11 protein-coding genes and 3 pseudogenes are annotated in these 17,792 nt (G+C 41.7%); 4 read left to right on the forward strand and 10 right to left on the reverse strand.

What is annotated here, in order from left to right; translation table 11 throughout:
* Positions 1-803, forward strand: a pseudogene (locus tag Q0502_RS10520) (RNA degradosome polyphosphate kinase); the annotation flags it as partial.
* 19 nt (positions 804-822) lie between these two features.
* On the opposite strand, the gene Q0502_RS10525 reads toward Q0502_RS10520, so the two are convergent.
* A complete protein-coding gene (locus Q0502_RS10525; RefSeq protein ID WP_298650492.1) occupies positions 823-1,035 on the reverse strand; it encodes a hypothetical protein in 213 nt (70 codons plus the stop codon).
* Here Q0502_RS10525 and Q0502_RS10530 point away from each other — a divergent pair.
* Positions 974-1,111: pseudogene (locus Q0502_RS10530) on the forward strand (transposase); the annotation flags it as partial. The gene Q0502_RS10525 and the pseudogene Q0502_RS10530 sit on opposite strands and share 62 nt — an antisense overlap.
* A 43-nt stretch (positions 1,112-1,154) precedes the next feature.
* Here Q0502_RS10530 and Q0502_RS10535 read toward each other — a convergent pair.
* The 8 genes from Q0502_RS10535 to Q0502_RS10570 all read right to left on the reverse strand — a co-directional run bounded on the left by Q0502_RS10535 (position 1,155) and on the right by Q0502_RS10570 (position 16,312).
* The gene (locus Q0502_RS10535) at positions 1,155-2,282 is read right to left on the reverse strand and encodes a glycoside hydrolase family 43 protein (RefSeq protein ID WP_298650473.1); all 1,128 of its coding nucleotides are present in this window, start codon (positions 2,280-2,282) and stop codon (positions 1,155-1,157) included.
* 28 nt (positions 2,283-2,310) lie between these two features.
* A complete protein-coding gene (locus tag Q0502_RS10540; RefSeq protein ID WP_298650475.1) occupies positions 2,311-3,357 on the reverse strand; it encodes a hypothetical protein in 1,047 nt (348 codons plus the stop codon).
* Positions 3,358-3,376: 19 nt separating this feature from the next.
* Positions 3,377-5,590, reverse strand: a complete 2,214-nt coding sequence (locus tag Q0502_RS10545; protein WP_298650478.1) for a glycoside hydrolase family 76 protein — start codon at positions 5,588-5,590, stop codon at positions 3,377-3,379.
* Between the two features lie 87 nt (positions 5,591-5,677).
* Entirely contained in the window at positions 5,678-6,394 is a 717-nt protein-coding gene (locus Q0502_RS10550) for a DUF3823 domain-containing protein (RefSeq protein WP_298650480.1), read from the reverse strand.
* 65 nt (positions 6,395-6,459) lie between these two features.
* Complete coding sequence (locus Q0502_RS10555) at positions 6,460-8,388, reverse strand: RagB/SusD family nutrient uptake outer membrane protein (RefSeq protein WP_298650481.1); 1,929 nt, start codon at positions 8,386-8,388, stop codon at positions 6,460-6,462.
* A gap of 11 nt (positions 8,389-8,399) precedes the next feature.
* Positions 8,400-11,654, reverse strand: coding sequence for a TonB-dependent receptor (locus Q0502_RS10560; RefSeq protein WP_298650484.1), 3,255 nt, complete (start codon positions 11,652-11,654; stop codon positions 8,400-8,402).
* A gap of 370 nt (positions 11,655-12,024) precedes the next feature.
* Positions 12,025-16,029 carry a hybrid sensor histidine kinase/response regulator transcription factor gene (locus tag Q0502_RS10565; protein WP_298650486.1) on the reverse strand — a complete coding sequence of 1,335 codons (4,005 nt, stop codon included), beginning with the start codon at positions 16,027-16,029 and terminating at the stop codon, positions 12,025-12,027.
* A 13-nt stretch (positions 16,030-16,042) separates the two neighbouring features.
* Positions 16,043-16,312, reverse strand: a complete 270-nt coding sequence (locus tag Q0502_RS10570; protein WP_298650488.1) for a hypothetical protein — start codon at positions 16,310-16,312, stop codon at positions 16,043-16,045.
* Between the two features lie 400 nt (positions 16,313-16,712).
* On the opposite strand from Q0502_RS10570, the gene Q0502_RS10575 reads away from it, so the two are divergent.
* Together Q0502_RS10575 and Q0502_RS19035 are read left to right on the forward strand one after the other, a co-directional pair.
* Positions 16,713-16,919, forward strand: a complete 207-nt coding sequence (locus Q0502_RS10575; RefSeq protein ID WP_298650490.1) for a hypothetical protein — start codon at positions 16,713-16,715, stop codon at positions 16,917-16,919.
* Complete coding sequence (locus Q0502_RS19035; protein WP_366521787.1) at positions 16,916-17,032, forward strand: helix-turn-helix domain-containing protein; 117 nt, start codon at positions 16,916-16,918, stop codon at positions 17,030-17,032. Before Q0502_RS10575 ends, Q0502_RS19035 begins: the two co-directional genes overlap by 4 nt.
* A 185-nt stretch (positions 17,033-17,217) precedes the next feature.
* Here Q0502_RS19035 and Q0502_RS10580 read toward each other — a convergent pair.
* Positions 17,218-17,792, reverse strand: a pseudogene (locus Q0502_RS10580) (DNA-directed RNA polymerase subunit beta'); the annotation flags it as partial.

Below are 17,792 nucleotides of genomic sequence, written 5' to 3' on the forward strand. Positions count from 1 at the left end.
TCTACAGCCTTCCGGGGCTTAAGGTGCACGCCAAGCTGGCTTACGTGCGCAAGCGAAGCAATGATGCCTCCGACCCTTTAAAAGGATATGCCTACCTGGGAACAGGCAACTTCAACGAGAAGACGGCCCGTATCTATTCTGACAAGGGCCTGCTGACCTCAAACAAGGAAATCATTAAAGATATTGATGAAGTCTTTCGTGTCCTGGAGGGCAAACCCTACACCCACAATTTCAAGCATCTGCTCGTGACTCAGTTTAATATGTTGCCAGAGATTCACCAGATGATAGAGCGTGAAATCGCCCATGTGAAGCGAGGCGGTATTGGACGGATAGTGCTAAAGATGAACAGCCTGGAAGATAAGGGGATGATCAATGCGCTTTACAGAGCAAGTGAGGCCGGGGTAAAGATCGATCTCATCATCAGGGGCATCTGTTGCCTCGTCCCCAATCAGCCCTTCAGTAAAAACATCATGATCACCCGTATCGTAGATGCCTACCTCGAGCATGCAAGGGTATGGTATTTCTTTAATGCCGGTGAAGAAAATATATACCTCACCTCGGCCGACTGGATGGAGCGCAACCTGCACCGCCGCATAGAAGTAGCTTTCCCGGTTTACTCAGAACAGATCAAGCGGCAGATCATCGATATCCTGAAGATCCAGCTGGCCGACAACCAGAGCGCGGTGTGGCTCGACGAGAACCTGCAGAACGTGTTCAAGCGCGACCATAAGCCGGGCGATGCACCTCCCGTGCGTGCCCAGCAGGCGACCTATGACTATCTGAAAAAGTCGACCGGGCAGTAAGGATTCCCAGAATGGGTGCTTATTCGAGTTTTATAACTCGCACCCAATCGATCCACATTTCGCTGGGCAGGTCTTCGTCGTAGATCGTACCGGAGCAGGTCGTGTTTCCATTGAGCATTCCCCCCAATGAAAAGTTAAGGATGATGTCATAGTCCCATTGATTGTAGGGATATAGGGAAAGATGGGTCGTGGAAACCTTCTTTAAATGGATAAAGTAGCATCTACATATCAAATCGTTCTATGGAACGACCCAAAATACGGTATATACCCAGATATGGATAGCCTTCTGTGATTACCTGTTGCTTGCAATTGCCAAGAAAATATTTTATATAGATCAGAATCTTTATATCATTATTCTGAGAAAGTTATTACAGTCCCGGATGGCTTATCTAAACGGGTTGACGTAGGAAGCGGCGTGCCGAAGTCGGGGTAGTCGTTCTCCTGCCATACAAACTTTTGGGCACGGGGTGAACGGGTATCGCCGGCGCCTTCAGGATCTACCCGCGTGTCTCGCGCGTGATACAAGATATAGTGTTCGGTCCCGTCGGGAGAAACGAAGAAACTGTTGTGGCCTGTGCCGTATACACCGTTTTCGGGCGATTGCTGGAATACGGGAGTGGGTGACTTGGACCAGGATGCAGGATCCAGCAGATCGCTATCGGTCCTTGCCGTAAGTAGCCCCAGTGCATAGTAAGGAGTCCAGACACCGCTCGCTGAATAGGCTATGTGAATATATTTCCCTTTCGGGCTTTTCAAAGGTTGGGGACCCTCGTTCACATAAATGATATAGGGAGGATTCCAGCCGTGATCATTCTGATAATGTCTTTCCCATTCCAGTTCCGGTTTGGAGATTAATATTCTTTCGGATCCGAGTGTCCAGGGATTTTCGAGGAGAGCGATATAGATGCATTGTGTTTCGGTGTCTACGCGTCGGGTTTGCCAGCCTGACCATACCATATACCATTTCCCCTTGTTCTCGAAAACAGAGCCGTCAATGGCCCAATTATTATCTTCATCAGTACTGATACGTCCTTTCATGACAAACTCTCCATCAAACGGGTCTGGATTTACATTCTCCAGGACATACAATTGGTGGTTATCTGTATTTCCATCATCGGCAGCGTAGTAGATGTACCACTTTCCATTGATATTATGAATTTCGGGCGCCCAAAGATTGTATTTGTTGGATTCTTCGATGGGAATCCAGATAGTTTTTTTCTCCGCATCCTGTAAATTGGTGATATCTTTTGTCTTCCAAAGTACCAGTCTCTCCTGCATGGTATGCATATAATAGTAGGTGTCTTCATGAAAGAATGTCCAAGGATCCGGTCCTTTCGGCAATAAAGGATTGACATACCTCATTTCAAGTGGATCAACTGTGTCTGAGACCGTTTTCTTACTTTGAGTATCTGCACAGGACGTTACAATAAACAGTACCGTTGCTCCCAGCACTATTGCTAAGTAATTTTTGATTTCCATTTACTATTAATTAGAGTTTTTGACTATTTTACCATCTTGTATATTTGATCATGGGATTGGTAACATTCCATCGAAAATATTCATAGGCAGTGTAGGCGGATGCACGTTGGAATTCCGGCATCTTATAGAGTAACTGTCCCTCTTCACCTATCAGTTCCACGTTGATCATTTGTGAGCGAGTGATTGCTTTCAATTCCTCTGGAAACAGGAAAGTTCTGGTGTTACGCTCTTCTAAAGTTTTACCATCATCTGATATATCGGTATATTCTATTTCCAGAGGAAACTCAAAGGTCTGGTCATCCAGCATAAACCGGATACGGGTCATCTTAAAAGATGTTCCGGCGGGATATTTATAACTTACGTTGAAAGCCGATTGAATATTGTTCTCTTTGGTCTCCTGATTATAAAAGGCAAGCATTAGAGATGATCCGTCTGTCTCATACCTGCAGGGGCCGTACCATACCTTATGCGACACTCCCGGGTAAAGAGTTTCAACCGACGGAAAATGAAACAGAGAGTATATTTCTACTTTATCAGGTAGTAGTCTTACTGCATAGTCAGGGTCTGAGTAAACCGAAACTCCCTCCAGTTCATAATCGGCTTGTTGGAAGTGTCGAAGCAGGTTTTTCTCTATTACTGCTCGTCTCTGATGTTGGTGATCATCATAGAACAAGGTAATTCCATAAACCACGCTGTCACATAATTGGTAAGAGACTCCCGAAAATATACTCTTGTTAAAGAAAGTGCGTACAGAACTTTCTGTCAGGTTATTATTCTCGCCCTGGTTATTATTCGCATCGGTCAGTTCAACCTCAGAGGCACGGTTCAGTTTGTATCCGAAAGGCATTACTTCTCGTGTCCCTACATCTTGCAAATCGGGGAGGTTAAGTATCAATCTTTTATTTTCCCCGTAAAGAGTTCCTAATAAGTTGCATTGTTTTTCCGTCGATTTCTTTGTCTCATCAGGCTGTCCGGTCATTGCAAGATATTCATCTGCTTGTTTCAACCGCGGTTGTTGTGCAAAAGCCTGTGCCATTCCAGCCCACAATACGATTATTGCGATATAGTATTTCATATTCAGTTCCATTTCCATTTCATTCTTTCTCCAAACCTTGGGTTCGCGCATAACGCTGTATCATTTCCTGCCGCTGTTCCGTTGGCCATTGCTCTATGACGTCGATATCCCATTCGCCAAATGCATTCATAAAGCGGTGCATGGGTTCGAGTATGGAAGCCTGATTCCAGGGAAGTTGCTGGCGTACGCTGTGCCCCCGGTTGGCCTGCGGATTGAAACATTCCGTCAGTAATCCTCTGTGACGGTATCTCAGTTTACCATCCAGGTCCATGATCGATAGGGTGTTATTCTGAATCAACCTGGCCATCTCCAGAAAGTGGCTGTCTCCGGTTATCAGGTATAAACGGTAGTATTGAAAAGAGGAGAAAGCCAGCCCGTTGTCGATGGCAGAGTGTCCGGTAGCAATAAGGGTTTGGCCCACTATACTCTTGTCTTTTGGGAAATCGGTCAGTGTATCGTTGATCGCCATAGGCACATGGTAGGCGAACATGAAAGTTTCCGTATAACGGGCAGCCTGTATGGCTGCTTCTTTCCATTTCTCATCACCGGTAACATCATATAGTGCCAAAAAAGCGTAAATGGCCATTTGACCCGATTCCCGGTCTTTCACGTTGGGATTATCTATTACTCCACCTACGTACAGGTAGTCACGGTGGATGAAGTCGTAACTAAACTCACCTGCTTTTAGTGCCGTATCCAGATACCGTTTATCTTGTGTAACGGAGTAAAGCTCAATTAGGAAACGGATAATATTCGTGGTGGTATATTTACTATCGTGGGTCGGCTTCCCGGTTTTCCAATTATAACGAAGGTAGAAACTGCCATCCTCTTCCTGGTTGCGTGTGAGCCAGTCACCATATTTCTTGCAATAGGCCAACCACTCAGGTCTATCATTCCCATGCTTCTTCATGATGTTCCATGCTCCCATCATACCTTCCATTCCGCCTGCCGCAACACGCATATAAGCTTCATAATCGCGCCAGGTTACTCCTCTGTCCACGTAGGCATCGGCCCAAGGTCTTATCAAGCCGTTTTCCATCTGGGAGTTGTTCACCCAAAAGTCGATCACTTCAGAGGCTTTCCGCACATACTCCTGATTATTGCTTTCCAGGCCTTTCCGAAGCAGGAAATAGCCGTTTGAAATCTGGAATCCGATAAATCCCATCTGGTAATTATAAGCGCGTGCCACCCCGTTAGGCAGATAAATGGAAAAAGGCCATCCGGGTGCACCATTCAGATTCAAGAGATATGCATCCAGCACTTCGATACTGGCTTCATATGCATCCTTTACATCCATCTTATAGATGGAAGGAGTATATTTATCCCATGCCTGCTTCCACACGGTTTCAACCATATTTGGAAAATTTTTAGTTTGATTAAAACCGAAAGTGAGACTGTAAGAGTGTTTTACACCGGTTTTTACAGGGTGACTTCGATAAGCAAAACCTTTGCTTTTTCCCTCGGGAAAACGGCCGACGTAGGTCATCTCCCCCTCAATTCCGGGGAAAACAAACAGAATGGAGTGTGAATCTGTTTCTGTGAAACCTAAACTGCCGAATTGCATGCGTTCGTCCACAATTCTTTGTACACCGTTTTCACCATAAAAAGTTTCAGGATTAGCATCCAGGTGTATCATACTGATGGCTAACCCGGAGACTTTCTCACGGGCTGATACCAAGGGTAAAGGCAGACGGTCTTCGCGAAAATAAAAATAATTATCATTATAATCACTGCTGAGTGCACCGGGACGTAGGGATTGATTGTTGTTATACCAGATGCCCGGAACGAAGAATTCAAAGTCGATTATCTCTGTTTTGCGTTGCAAGGTAAGTCCAAAATAAGAATTGAAATAAGCATCTTCTTTTCCGGCTTTTTCAATGATTACTTCCCTATCCATGCGAAAATGGTTCTCTGTGTCGGGAGTGAAAACATCTTTTATATGAAAGAGGGTTCCATGGTTTGACTTTAATCTTGCAGTACAGACCAATGATTCTTGTACTTCATTCACCGAAAAATAGTAACCGTTCAACGTTTCCCCGTTTACTTCCAGGGTGACAACATAGGGAGCGTTCAGACTCGAATATCGTGTATCTCCTGTCTGTAAACTCATGTTCTTTCCGTCTTCTGCTATAATCAGTCGGGTATCCGCACTCTGCAATGCATGCACTTTCCCTTGGGCAAGGGAAAGCTGAATTGAAGAAAGAACGCTGATCAGAATAAATAGATATTTCATGTTTTGAATGTTATCGGATCGACTATCCCGGATACTCCTCTTTTGATGGAGGAGCATCGGGGGTAGTGCAATATACGTGGAAATAATTTAATCTACCGGGAGATTTTCTATCTTTTGTATATCGGAAAATAAGAAGTATTCATTCATCCCTTCTAATTCGATGGCTACACGATAGAAAGCATATGTTCTGAAGTTATTCGGAAAAATCTCCTTTCTTCGATATTCGGATAAAGGGATAGATATTTTCAAGGTCGTATCATCAACATACTCTACATCATTAACCCTTGTACATCTAATATTACTGTTAACCAGAGAACTTGTACTTAGCCATATACGCGTCTTTACGATTGGAGGAACTGTCTTTACAGTATTGGTCATCTTTTCAATATTGAAAGTAGCTTCTATATTTCCATTTTTGAGTTCTGCTTTCATATTCTTCAGTTTGTAGTAGGGTCGTACCTCAAAGTCTTTCGTTACATTTGAAGTAAAGTTGTATGTTAGAGAGTCGAAACCCATACCTGTTCCGAGAGGTTCAAAATCGGGGAGTTCGAATGGTAACGATCTGTTTATTAGCGTCATTTTATATTCCGTATTAAAAAATAATTGTTGGTATCGTCCATTCTCATCAATACGTATACCTATACCGCTACCATCTACTTTACCATATCCTTTTTGGTAAACTCTTAGTAATGACTTACTGGCATCGAAAGGGAAATTCTCTCCATCACATTTCAGTTGTCCGCTGAAAACATAGGACGGTGCATCGTAGTTGTCATATTCGCAAGAGGTTATTAATACCCCCAATACGATAATTGCTGTTACAATTATATATTTTAGTTTCATTGTATTGTTAAACTTTAGTGGGTGAGTTAATGATTGGGATTCTTTTCGATATTCGGATTACCCTCATTCATTGGATACGAATTGTAATACATTGTATTGTTGAAGGAGAGAATGCCATTATTAGCCCTATGTAAGGCTTTCATCTTACGGTAAATCCATTTGCCATTTTCTGGCGTTCCAGGTGCATATATCTTGTAAGGCCATAGTACGTAGGTTGTAGCCGTTTCATTTTGCTGGTCATTGAACCACCATTCATCTGCAACTCTCCAGCGTTTCAAGTCGTTATAGCGATGATCCTCGAATGCCAGTTCTACCCGTCTCTCATTCACAATACGATCGAATGTCAATTCATTTTCTGTCAATCTAAAAATATCACCACCGGCACGTTGACGCACCCTATTGATATAATCCAGCGCCATAGTTTTCGTAGAATGGCCATTATAATCGGTTATTCCTAAACTGTTCAGATAGAAGGCTGCTTCTGACGCATTTAGTAAAGCCTCTCCAAAACGAAATATGATGTAAGGCACCTTACTTGCGCCATTGATTTCACTGCCTGCAGCAGCATCAACAAACTTTTTTAACAGGAATCCGGAGTGGGAAATGTACCAGTTTCCGTCACCATCACAGAGAGGACCATCTTCGCCAGTCAACTTCTGTCCTTCGTATCTATCGGAACTAATTCCTCCAATTGTACGTGCGGCTTTGAATTCATAACCTTCGGCTGTAGGTATGGCTAAGCCTGCCTGAAGGTCTATTGGCAAACCCCTGAAAGTAGAACCCGGATATAGAATAGTACCTGCCAGACGAGGATCACGTCCTGCAAAGATATCTTCTGGATTATCATAAATGTTATACTGATAAGAGGATCTATAGTCACTCATACTTTCAATTCTCTCATTCCCGGCATAAGCGTCAATATCTTTCTTTTCACGGGTATTGAGTATCTCATAATCATTTACCAGATTCAGAAGCGGGTTAATCTGTGCACCGGATTTATCCAGTTTTGTCTGTGTTCGTGCAATAGCCCGGGCAGTGAATGAATTCTTTAAGTTCACCCCATCATAAGCTTTACAGAAAATGATTTCCGGATTGTTTTCCTGTTCTGTTGTAAATGCTTCATAATAGTTGTCCGCCGGATCTGTATTTTTTATATATAGTTGATAGCCTAACTTTTCAAGTTCAGCAAAAGCATCCAGACAGGCTTTCAGGTAATTCTCGGCCTTACTTTTCTCAATGCCGGTTGCTCCGCTTGCCAGATTCAGCGTCTTGGAGGCACTCTTGTCATGATTGTATGCCAAGGTTCCGGCATACAATGCCGCACGGCATTTTAGTGCCATCGCAGCTCCTTTGGTAGCTCTCGTTTTGGATTTAGCGTTGCTGAGATCATCTATAATATCATTCATTTCACTGATAATAAAATCATAGATCTCAGACTCTTTGTTCCTGGGCACTGCCAATGGGAGCGGATCATCCATGTATTCGGTAACTTCGGTAATCAGAGGTACACCACCATACTGAACGACCATCACAAAGTAATTATAAGCTCTCAGAAAACGGGCTTCTGCAATAAAATAGTTCAGTTTATCCGCGGCAATCTTGCCGGTAGAAATTGTTGTGAGATTTGCAATATGGAGATTCAGTTCACGGATAAAGCCATAATCATAGTATTCTCTATACCCAGTCCCAACATTTCCCGCAAATGCCCAATACTGGCTATTATTAGATGCTTCGTCCCAACGTGTAAAGTCATAGGATTCTCCATCGGCAGCAAAATCCTGCCAATACTTCATCCGGGAATACAGATTGGATACTACACTGGTGATACCGGCTTCCTCTGAATAGGTCTGATTGTCAGACATGCCCATCAAATTCTCCTGTTCCAGCCATTTATCACAAGAGGAAAGTAGGAGTAAGCCGGATAATAATACAATTGCTAATTTATTTCGTTTCATATTATTTTCATTTAAAAGGTTACATTTACTCCAACAGTATAGACTTTATGTTGCGGATAATCAAATCCGGTAACAGAGGATACTTCGGGATCGAATCCGAAATCATTCAAAGTATCCCAACATAATAGGTTTGTTCCTTCAAAGTAAATCCTAAATTTCTGTACGAGTGCTTTTTGTGTCAATTTCGACGGCAGAGTATAGCCGACGACCAAGTTGCGCAAGCGTAAGTAATTGATTTTCTTTGCATAGAAATCATTCCAGTCTCTGATAGAAGGGTTGTTGGAGCGGACAGTGGGGAATTTTCCCTTTATCCAGGGAGATGAGAGGTCAAATATGTCCTCGTGCCTCCAGGCATTGACTACATTATATACATATCCGGTTTGGTCAGAGGCTATACCATATTTCACGTGCCAGTCTCCTACGAATGTGTTCATGAAACCACCTGCAAAGTCGGTTGCCAGATCTACACCTTTGTATTCAAACCCCAGATTGATACCCATAGAGAGCAACGGTTGTTTATTTGCATTACTGCGATCCCAGTCGTAGTCTGTCGCGGCATAACCCAAGGGTCTCTTGTCATGGTCATCAATGATACCGTCACCATTGACATCCCTGAAGATTAAGTCACCGGGACGTAAATTCACATTATTTGCCCCATCGATGTTTACCGGGTAGTTGTCAATTTCTTCTTGAGTTTGGAAAACACCTATTGTTTCCCACATCCAGATAGCACCGTTTTTCACATTAGACCAACGATTGGTCTGTGCCCAACGATATTTGTCCCATGCATTCACGAACATTTCACCATAATTATTCAGTGTCTTCTGACGGGCCAGGGTCACATTCACACCGACAGAATAGTGTAAATCGTTCATTTTATCCCTCCACTTTAATAAGCCGTCGATACCGGTTACCTGATCGGAGTTTAAGTTTTGTGACTGTGCATTAAATCCGGCTTCATACGGATAAATCACGTCTGTTGGTTTAGCAGGGATTCCACTTCTGTTTCTCCTAAACATGTCGGCTTCCAACATCAAACGGTTGTTGAGGAAGCCGAGGTCGACACCGACGTTCAGCATGGAAATCTTCATCCAGGAAAGAGCTGTTTGAGGAATTCCATTGTAAGTGGTACCTGTGGGATATACATCTTTTCCATTAGTAAGTGGATTATCAGTAATGATGGCGCCACCCTTTCCAAAGGTATAACCCTGCATATAGGCAAAGTCGGGATAGCTGCCGTTGAAATTTACAGCCATATCATCGCCCATTTCACCGTATGAAGCTCTCAATTTTATGCTGGAGATCCATTCAGACATCTTTGAGTCTTGGTAGAACTCTTCTTCCGATAGACGCCAAGCGCCGGAAATGGATGGGAAAAAACCCCATTGATTGCCTTTCAGGAAACGCCAGGAAGCATCGTAACGTCCTGCGAAGTCAAGAATATACCTTTCTCTAAATGAATAACCTGCACGGAAAATTAAACTTGCTGTAGTAAACGTGCGGGCAGTATTGTCAACTTTATTATTGGCATTTGTTGTAATCAGTTCAACAAATGGATTTTCTACAGGACTTTGCCATACATTTAGATTTTTTCGGGCTTCCTTATAGAATTCAAATCCGGTAACAGCCGTAACATGATGATTTTCTGCAAATATTTTATCATAGTTCAAGGTAAACTGTCCGGTCATCTCTTCCTTGTCAAATCTTTGTTTTCCCCGATATGTATTCGCTTTAGTATAGGAAAGTATATACTCTTGTTTGTTAATATCATAGGTGTACTCTTTCCAACTCTTCTCATTATTGTCTTCATTCATGTCCTCGTAATAATAAGATAGTAAGGCTTTCGCGGTTAATCCCGGCAGTGGAGTTTTATACTCTAGATTCATACTTGTCTGGATAGTGCGCACAGTTTTTTGATACTTTCCAGCATTGTCAATGGTATATGCAGCCATATTATGTGCAGCATCATGTGTCGGGGTAATGAAGTTCAAATAGTCCGGATTCTCATTTGCATATGGACGCATGGTCGGTATGAGATTGAAAATGGATGAACGCATCTGTGCGTAGTCGTCAGTACCAGGCAGCGCAGGATTGACGTTCTGTGCTATTTTACCCAATGTTTGGAATCCAATTTTAAAGTTATCGGTCAGTTGCATATTGAAGTTGGCCTGCAGGTTGGTACGATTATAATTATAATCTTTGAATACGGCATCCTGATCAATATGGCCGATAGAAACATAATAATCGGTTTTCTCGCTTCCACCGCTGATATTGGTATTTATATAATACTGTGGTGCCGCGTTACTTACAAAACCATCTTTCCAGTTGAATCCCCGATAATCCTCTCCGGTGGCAGGGTTATAGTATTGCGTTCTCCATTTTTCCAAATCCGTCTTGGCATTTCCAATGGCTTCCGCACCTACCAGATTACCATCATTTACAGCTTTCATATAGTTCCCCCATTTCCACTGGTAAGCATTCAGCAAATCGGGGTATTTGGTCCAGGCCTGCCATCCCATGTAGGCGTTTAGATTAACCTGGGGCTTTTGCCCTTTCTTACCTGTTTTAGTAGTGATCAATACTACACCGTTGGCTGCTTTTATCCCATAAATGGCCGCAGCACCGTCCTTCAGGATAGAAACATTATCAATGTCATAGATATTTAATGCATTGAATGCTGCTTCATCTTTCATAATACCGTCAATGACATAGAGCGGAGTACCCATGTTGCGGATTTCGATAGTTGTTGCAGAGCCCGGCACACCGGATTTCTGACGCGCAGTGATCCCCGATATTTTACCCACCAGAGCACCGGCCGCCGTCGTTGATGTAGATCGCACCAGATCTTGGTTATTCACTGAACTTACAGCCGCAGCTACAGTTGCTTTTTTTCGCGTAGCATATCCTATCACAACAACTTCGTCAATCAATTGCGAACCTTCTCTCAACGTAATCACTAAGCTTGATCGGCCATCCACCTTCACCTCCTGATTAATAAATCCCACAAAGGAGACTGTCAATACTGCATTACTCCCGTTTACTGAAAGTGAAAAATTACCATCGATATCGGTTATTGTTCCATTGGTAGTGCCTTTCTCCATAATGTTTACACCTGGTAAAGGTTCACCCATAACATCCTGAACTAGCCCGGACACCGCGATGCTCTGTGCCTGAAGTGTAGCAGAAGATGCCAAAACAACCAATAATAGCAAGATTATTTTCTTCCTATTATCAGCTGAAATAAGTTCATTAAAAAAGTGCTTCATAAGTTATTATTTAGAATTTAAAAAAAATAAAATGGTGCTTAATATGATATAATTATTGAAAACGGAAAAGTTCCTTCAGTTACTTCATGCGCATCATGATATATATTGACAATACATGTTATGTTGGTGCAAATCTAAAGGAAAATACAATTGCGTTATGTCCCTTTCATGTCAAAAAATAGCGTTAATTTGCCTATTTGCTGGATTGGTCAGAAAGGATTACAAGGGAGGAATAGCGGCAAAAAACTCTATTCTTCCAAAAAAGTGCTATTTCTATCCATGCAGGGGTTTTAGCCCCCCTTTAAAATAAAATATCACTTGTCTGAAAGGAATAGAGTAGGTGGTTTTTGTAGGAGGTACTCAACAGTTATTATCGTTTGATACGGCTCTTTGCAAAATCCTTTGGCAGGACCCCAAACTGTTTTTGAAAGCTCTTCGAGAAATAGGATAAAGAACGAATACCTACAATCATACATATTTCATTGATCCGGTACTCTCCTTCGATCAATAATTCAGCCGCCTTTCTCAGTCGAATGATACGTATAAAATCTCCTGGGGTCTGGTCTGTGATAGCCTTTATTTTCCTATGTAAACTGGTACGGCTCATGTTCACTTCCCTGGCCAGATCGTCAATATTGAACGTATCGTCATCCAAATTCCGCCTTATCACTTCGGTGAGTTTATTCAGGAAATCTTCATCAGCTTTATTCTGCGGTAAGCTGTTTGTCGCCATGTAAGGATTATTGGCAAAATTCTGACGAAGTTTTTTTCTGCTTTCCAATAAATTTCTAATCTGAACAAACAAATGAGACATGGCGAAAGGCTTCTCCATATATGCATCCGCGCCACAATTTAACCCTTCGATCTTGTTATTTAAGGTTGTTTTGGCTGTTAACAGAATAATAGGTATATGGCAGGTTTCGATATTCGATTTAATTTCATTGCATAACTCCAGCCCATCCTTCACAGGCATCATTATGTCTGATACAATAAAGTTTATGATTTCTCTTTTCAGTATCTCCATTGCTTCTAACCCATTATTCGCTGTGAAGATCTCATAATATTTATTCAATTGTTCAGAAAGGAAGGATTGCAATTCCTCATTGTCTTCAACAATTAATATAACATCTTTATTGGAAGTTGTATTTTCTAACGCCCAATTAGAAATATAGTCATCGTCTTCTACTATTTCATCAAGCAAAGCTATCTCTTCGGCTTGTTGTACGTCAGATGATGCATTAGTCGGTATTTCCACCACAAAGGAGGTATCTTCAGCTTTCTCATCCAAATAGAGTTGTCCATTATGCAACTGTACCAGTGAAGTGGCCAAAGTGAGTCCTATTCCTGAGCCCGGCTGTGTGGGATGTGTTCCTTTTATCTGGAAAAATGCCTCAAAAATTTGTTCCCGCATATCAGGAGGGATGGGTGTTCCGTCATTGTTCACCGTTATCCGGAAGAACTGGAGATCCTCACTTAACGACAGAATAACTTTAATATAAGTTGACGAATATTTAACGGCATTACTGAACAGGTTACTACACACTTTCGTGATTGCTTCTTCATCGACCAATGCCATGACCGCATGGTCCGGACACTCCAATACCATATTCAGGTTCTTTCTTCTCCCGGCTGCTGCGAAACGGTTAAAGATGTTGGTTACCAGTGTGTTGATATTTTTGGCCTTTAATGACAAAGTAAAAGCTTTCGACTCTACCTTACGGAAATCGAGCAATTGATTCACCAATACTAACAGACGGTCAGTATTCCTTTCCATTGTAATCAAATTCTCTTTTGTCTCCTTCTCATCCGGATGAGAATTCAGAATATAATCGAGAGGAGCTTTAATAAGTGTAATAGGTGTACGTATTTCATGGGCAATATTTGTAAAGAAATCTATTTTAGCTTTGTAAATTTCTTCTTTCTTTGCCTGCTCCTGAAGGGCTAATCTCTCTTCCACCTGCCTTTTCTTCCTCAATACGTAATATCTGACAACAAAAAACAATACCATTCCTGTAAACATGACATATAGCATATAGGCCCAGGAAGTGCGCCACAACGGAGGAACAATATTGATATTGACAAATGTTTCGTTATCACCCCACTCATGACCATCCTTTGAGTATTTGATACGAAATATATAATTACCAGGAGGTATGCTATTGTAGGATACCCTAGACACATTGTCCACGTAGTTCCATTTCTTGTCTATGCCTTCCAAAATATAAGTGTACCTGTCATTCCCGTTTGTTGAATAGTTCAAGGCGGAAAAACTGAAGCTAAAGGTGGCCTGATCATAATTCAGATTGATCGTATTGGCATAAGGTATGGCCTTGTCCAGAATGTCATTCGAAGATTTCACCTGAATATCCTGATTATAGATATAAAACCCGGTCAGGACAACGGAATAGTTGTGGTTGTTGGGATAAAAGTTTTTGGGGTTAAAAGCAATAAAGCCGTCAATACTCCCAAAATAAAGAGTTCCGTCGTCTGTTTTGATTCCGGAGTTATAGTTAAATTGCTTACTCCGTAACCCATTGGGGAGATTATACAGTGCCTCTACATTCATTGTTTCCGGATTAAAGCTCGCTAATCCGTTATTAGTACTTAACCAAAAAAGATGGTTGTCATCTTCCAGTATTTTGTAAACCACGTTACTCGGTAGACCCTGTTTAGTCGTTATGCGGGTAAAAGTTTCGTCATCTTCATTATAGCGGCAAAATCCACCATCTTCAGACCCAAACCACAGACGGTGTTTACTATCCTCAAAACCACAGGTAATTCGATCGAAACAAAGGCTATCAGGATTCTTGGCATCATAACGGAATCTTTTTATCTCTTTAGTATGGGGATTATATCTGATTATGCCAGTATTGTACGACGTAAACCAGATATACCCATTCTTATCCTCAAAAATATTACTAATGAATTCGCCATCCAGGGGCATAAACTTCCTGAAACCATCTATCTCCGGAACATAAGTATAAAGTCCTGTGGTTGAACCTATCCAGGTGGTATTCCTACTATCGGTATAGATGGCAAATATATCATTATTGAGGATGGAGTTCGGTAAATCGTCTTTTTCGTAATGTCTCAGACGGTTTGTTTTTAAATCCAGTACATCAATGCCTTTCGAAAAAGTGCCGATCCACAGCTCATCACTGGTCAGATTCAGACATTGAATATTGGTAAAAGAAATACTTACAGGTTTGGTTTTATCCGATATATGAGTGAATAACCCTGTGTGGGTATCGTAATAATTCAGTCCATTATCTTCGGTAGCAATCCATAGATTCCCTTTTTTATCACTTATAAATTCCCTTATCCTATGTCCACTGACAGAGTTTTTATAAACGATAGGATAAAAATTCTCAAAATAAGTATATTGTTTTGGCAGATAATCAACACCTCCAAAGTAACTTCCTATCCATATCCCCCCTTCCCTGTCTTTACAAATGGCATAGATCGCATTGTCAGAAAGTGAGAAATCATTGTAGGCCTCTTGGGTGATATGCTGTGTTGTTCCATTTCTTAATACATAGATTCCACTTTCAGTACCCACCCAATATTCATCCTGCGAAATTTCCTCAATATGTCTCACATATACGTCGGAGTTCCTTGTTTCATCGATCGGGACTTTCTTTAGTTCTCCGGTTTCTTTATTTATTTGAAAGAGTCCTTTATCTTGTGTCCCTAAAAGTATATATTGCTCCTTATATTCGCAAATGACCGTGGGGGAGTTATTATTGTGGGCTAAATAAGTGGTTTTATCGATATCAATGTTATATTTTATAATGCCTACATTGGGAAAACCCAAATATGCGATTCCTTCTTTATCCACAAACAGCGCTGAAGGAGAATAATTGGTATAGGGAGTGAATTTTTCTTTCAGGTTGTATAATTGATTTTCCGAAGGTATGTAAAGATATAACCCACTTCCTGAAAGTATCCAGACTCTATCCGATTTATCTATGATGATTTTATTGATAATCCCATCTATCTTCTCCTGGTTACCCGTTAGTTCATTGAAGTTTGAAAAAGTTTCCGTAAACGGGTCATACAGAGAGACTCCCTTGTCTGTGGCAATCCACAGTGTATTCTGTCTGTCTTCGGTAATACCATAAATCATGCTATTCTTCAACTCAGTGATGGAGTCGCCACGCATGTAAATTTTAAAACTATGCCCGTCGAATCTGTTCAGACCGTTTTTAGTCCCTATCCATAAAAAGCCCTTGCTGTCCTGAAATAGACTCATTACTGTGTTGTGTGATAACCCGGAATTATTATTATAGTGTTTGAAATAATAAGAATTCTGTTGTCCCCACAGAACTGCCAGACAGAATAGCCAGAAAAGAAATATAAATATTGTTTTTATCATAATACATAGTTCGTTATAAATTTACAATACGCTCCTCGTCATTTATCAGGAACATGAGTGTGTCTTTCGTTAAGGCCGGATGATTACTCTTGTCTACTTCTATTTTTAATTTCACCGTTTCGTGGGTGAGGTTATCTGTTACTGATAATGCTGTGTTGCCTTTCTGTTTCTCCGTTACAAGTACATATCCTATTCCTGTGGGGCTACTCAGATCCAATTTGGCATATAATACCTCGAGATTTTCTACCGAAAAAGTATAATCCCCGTTCTCGCTTAGGCTCATGACTGGAAATATCCGCATCAATACTATTTCATACGATTCTGAATGTAAGGGGGTGGATTTCTTTGTTGTCGTTTTTTGTCGCAGGAGATCAGAACAACTGCTAAAAGAAGCGCCGGCAACGTCTTTGTTATTATTGCAGGTGTCTCATCACAATGGTTTTTTTAAGTGTCTTATCGTACAATAATACCTTGTCTATCGTATTGATATAACATGAAATTAAATAGGACCTCATTGACAAAGTTATTACTATTTTTTACATTATTCCTTATTTCTCCATTTAAAATGTAAACTATTATTTACAGCATTTATGCCGTTTGGTTAGAAACGTTTTGAGCGTTATTATACTCAATTTCTTATTGATATCGCTAGTATTAAAGTTCTACTGCCGACAATTCCGCGAATGCCCTTTGGTGATTCTTTCAATAAGCTGATCAAAGATAATTTAAGTAATTCCGATCTCAACGTGGATTTTATAGCTTCTGAGATAGCCATGAGCAGAGCCTCTCTTTATAACAAGATGCAATCGCTGCTTGGCGTTGGGGTCAGTGATTACATAAATAAGTTCAGGATTGATAAAGTGCTGACCTCCTTTCGGGTACGTGGGTGATTATCAGCGAGATATCCTTCAAAACCGGTTTTCGCTACCAGCGCTATTTTAGCATTGTCTTCAAGAAAATAAAAGGGGTTTCACCTTCTCAATACAGGAATAAAAAGAATTGAACCGGGCCAAGGCGGTTCAATTATCGGCATAAACTATCGCACGTCATCCTAAAGTTACTAATGCATTCCGGGAAGCACTAAATTGTAAAATAAAAGGATATAAAAAACCCGCGCCGGGAATTCCTGACGCGGGTTTACTGTGTGTTCCGAAGCGATTATTGCTCCGGTACGGTCTCTTGAAGAGGTTACCCTTCCGGGGTAGCCTCCTGAAACAGGTTACTGCGATTATTGGCGCTCAGTTTCTCAAAATCGTCGCGTGAACCTACTACCAGCCTGTCGAATTCCCGTTGACCGGTACCGGCAGGAATGAGGTGACCAACGATCACATTCTCCTTCAGACCTTCGAGGGTGTCGGTCTTGCCGTTGATGGCAGCATCGTTCAACACCTTGGTTGTTTCCTGGAACGAAGCGGCAGACATGAAACTGGTTGTCTGAAGAGCTGCACGCGTGATTCCCTGCAATACCTGGTTGGCTGTTGCGGGGATGGCATCACGAGCCTCCACCTTTTTCAGGTCACGACGAGTCAGCGAGCTATTCTCGTCACGCAGTTTGCGTACGGTCACCATCTGTCCTGGTTCGAATGTCTGTGAATCGCCAGCGTCCATGATCACTTTCTTACCCCAGATGCGGTCATTCTCTTCCATCATCTCGTGCTTGTCGACCAGTTGCTGTTCGAGGAAACGGGTATCTCCCGGATCCATTACTTCCACCTTGCGCATCATCTGACGAACAATCACCTCAAAGTGCTTGTCGTTGATCT

Origin of the sequence: uncultured Proteiniphilum sp., from assembly GCF_937873925.1 — a bacterium.
GTDB lineage: Bacteria > Bacteroidota > Bacteroidia > Bacteroidales > Dysgonomonadaceae > Proteiniphilum.

Excerpts from the sequence above, each read along its gene's own strand:
- Q0502_RS10535 (WP_298650473.1), bottom strand. The coding sequence starts at position 2,282 with ATGGAAATCAAAAATTACTTAGCAATAGTGCTGGGAGCAACGGTACTG.
- Q0502_RS10540 (WP_298650475.1), bottom strand. The coding sequence starts at position 3,357 with ATGAAATACTATATCGCAATAATCGTATTGTGGGCTGGAATGGCACAG.
- Q0502_RS10545 (WP_298650478.1), bottom strand. The coding sequence starts at position 5,590 with ATGAAATATCTATTTATTCTGATCAGCGTTCTTTCTTCAATTCAGCTT.
- Q0502_RS10555 (WP_298650481.1), bottom strand. The coding sequence starts at position 8,388 with ATGAAACGAAATAAATTAGCAATTGTATTATTATCCGGCTTACTCCTA.
- Q0502_RS10560 (WP_298650484.1), bottom strand. The coding sequence starts at position 11,654 with ATGAAGCACTTTTTTAATGAACTTATTTCAGCTGATAATAGGAAGAAA.
- Q0502_RS10565 (WP_298650486.1), bottom strand. The coding sequence starts at position 16,029 with ATGATAAAAACAATATTTATATTTCTTTTCTGGCTATTCTGTCTGGCA.
- Q0502_RS10570 (WP_298650488.1), bottom strand. The coding sequence starts at position 16,312 with ATGAGCCTAAGCGAGAACGGGGATTATACTTTTTCGGTAGAAAATCTC.
- Q0502_RS10575 (WP_298650490.1), top strand. The coding sequence starts at position 16,713 with ATGCCCTTTGGTGATTCTTTCAATAAGCTGATCAAAGATAATTTAAGT.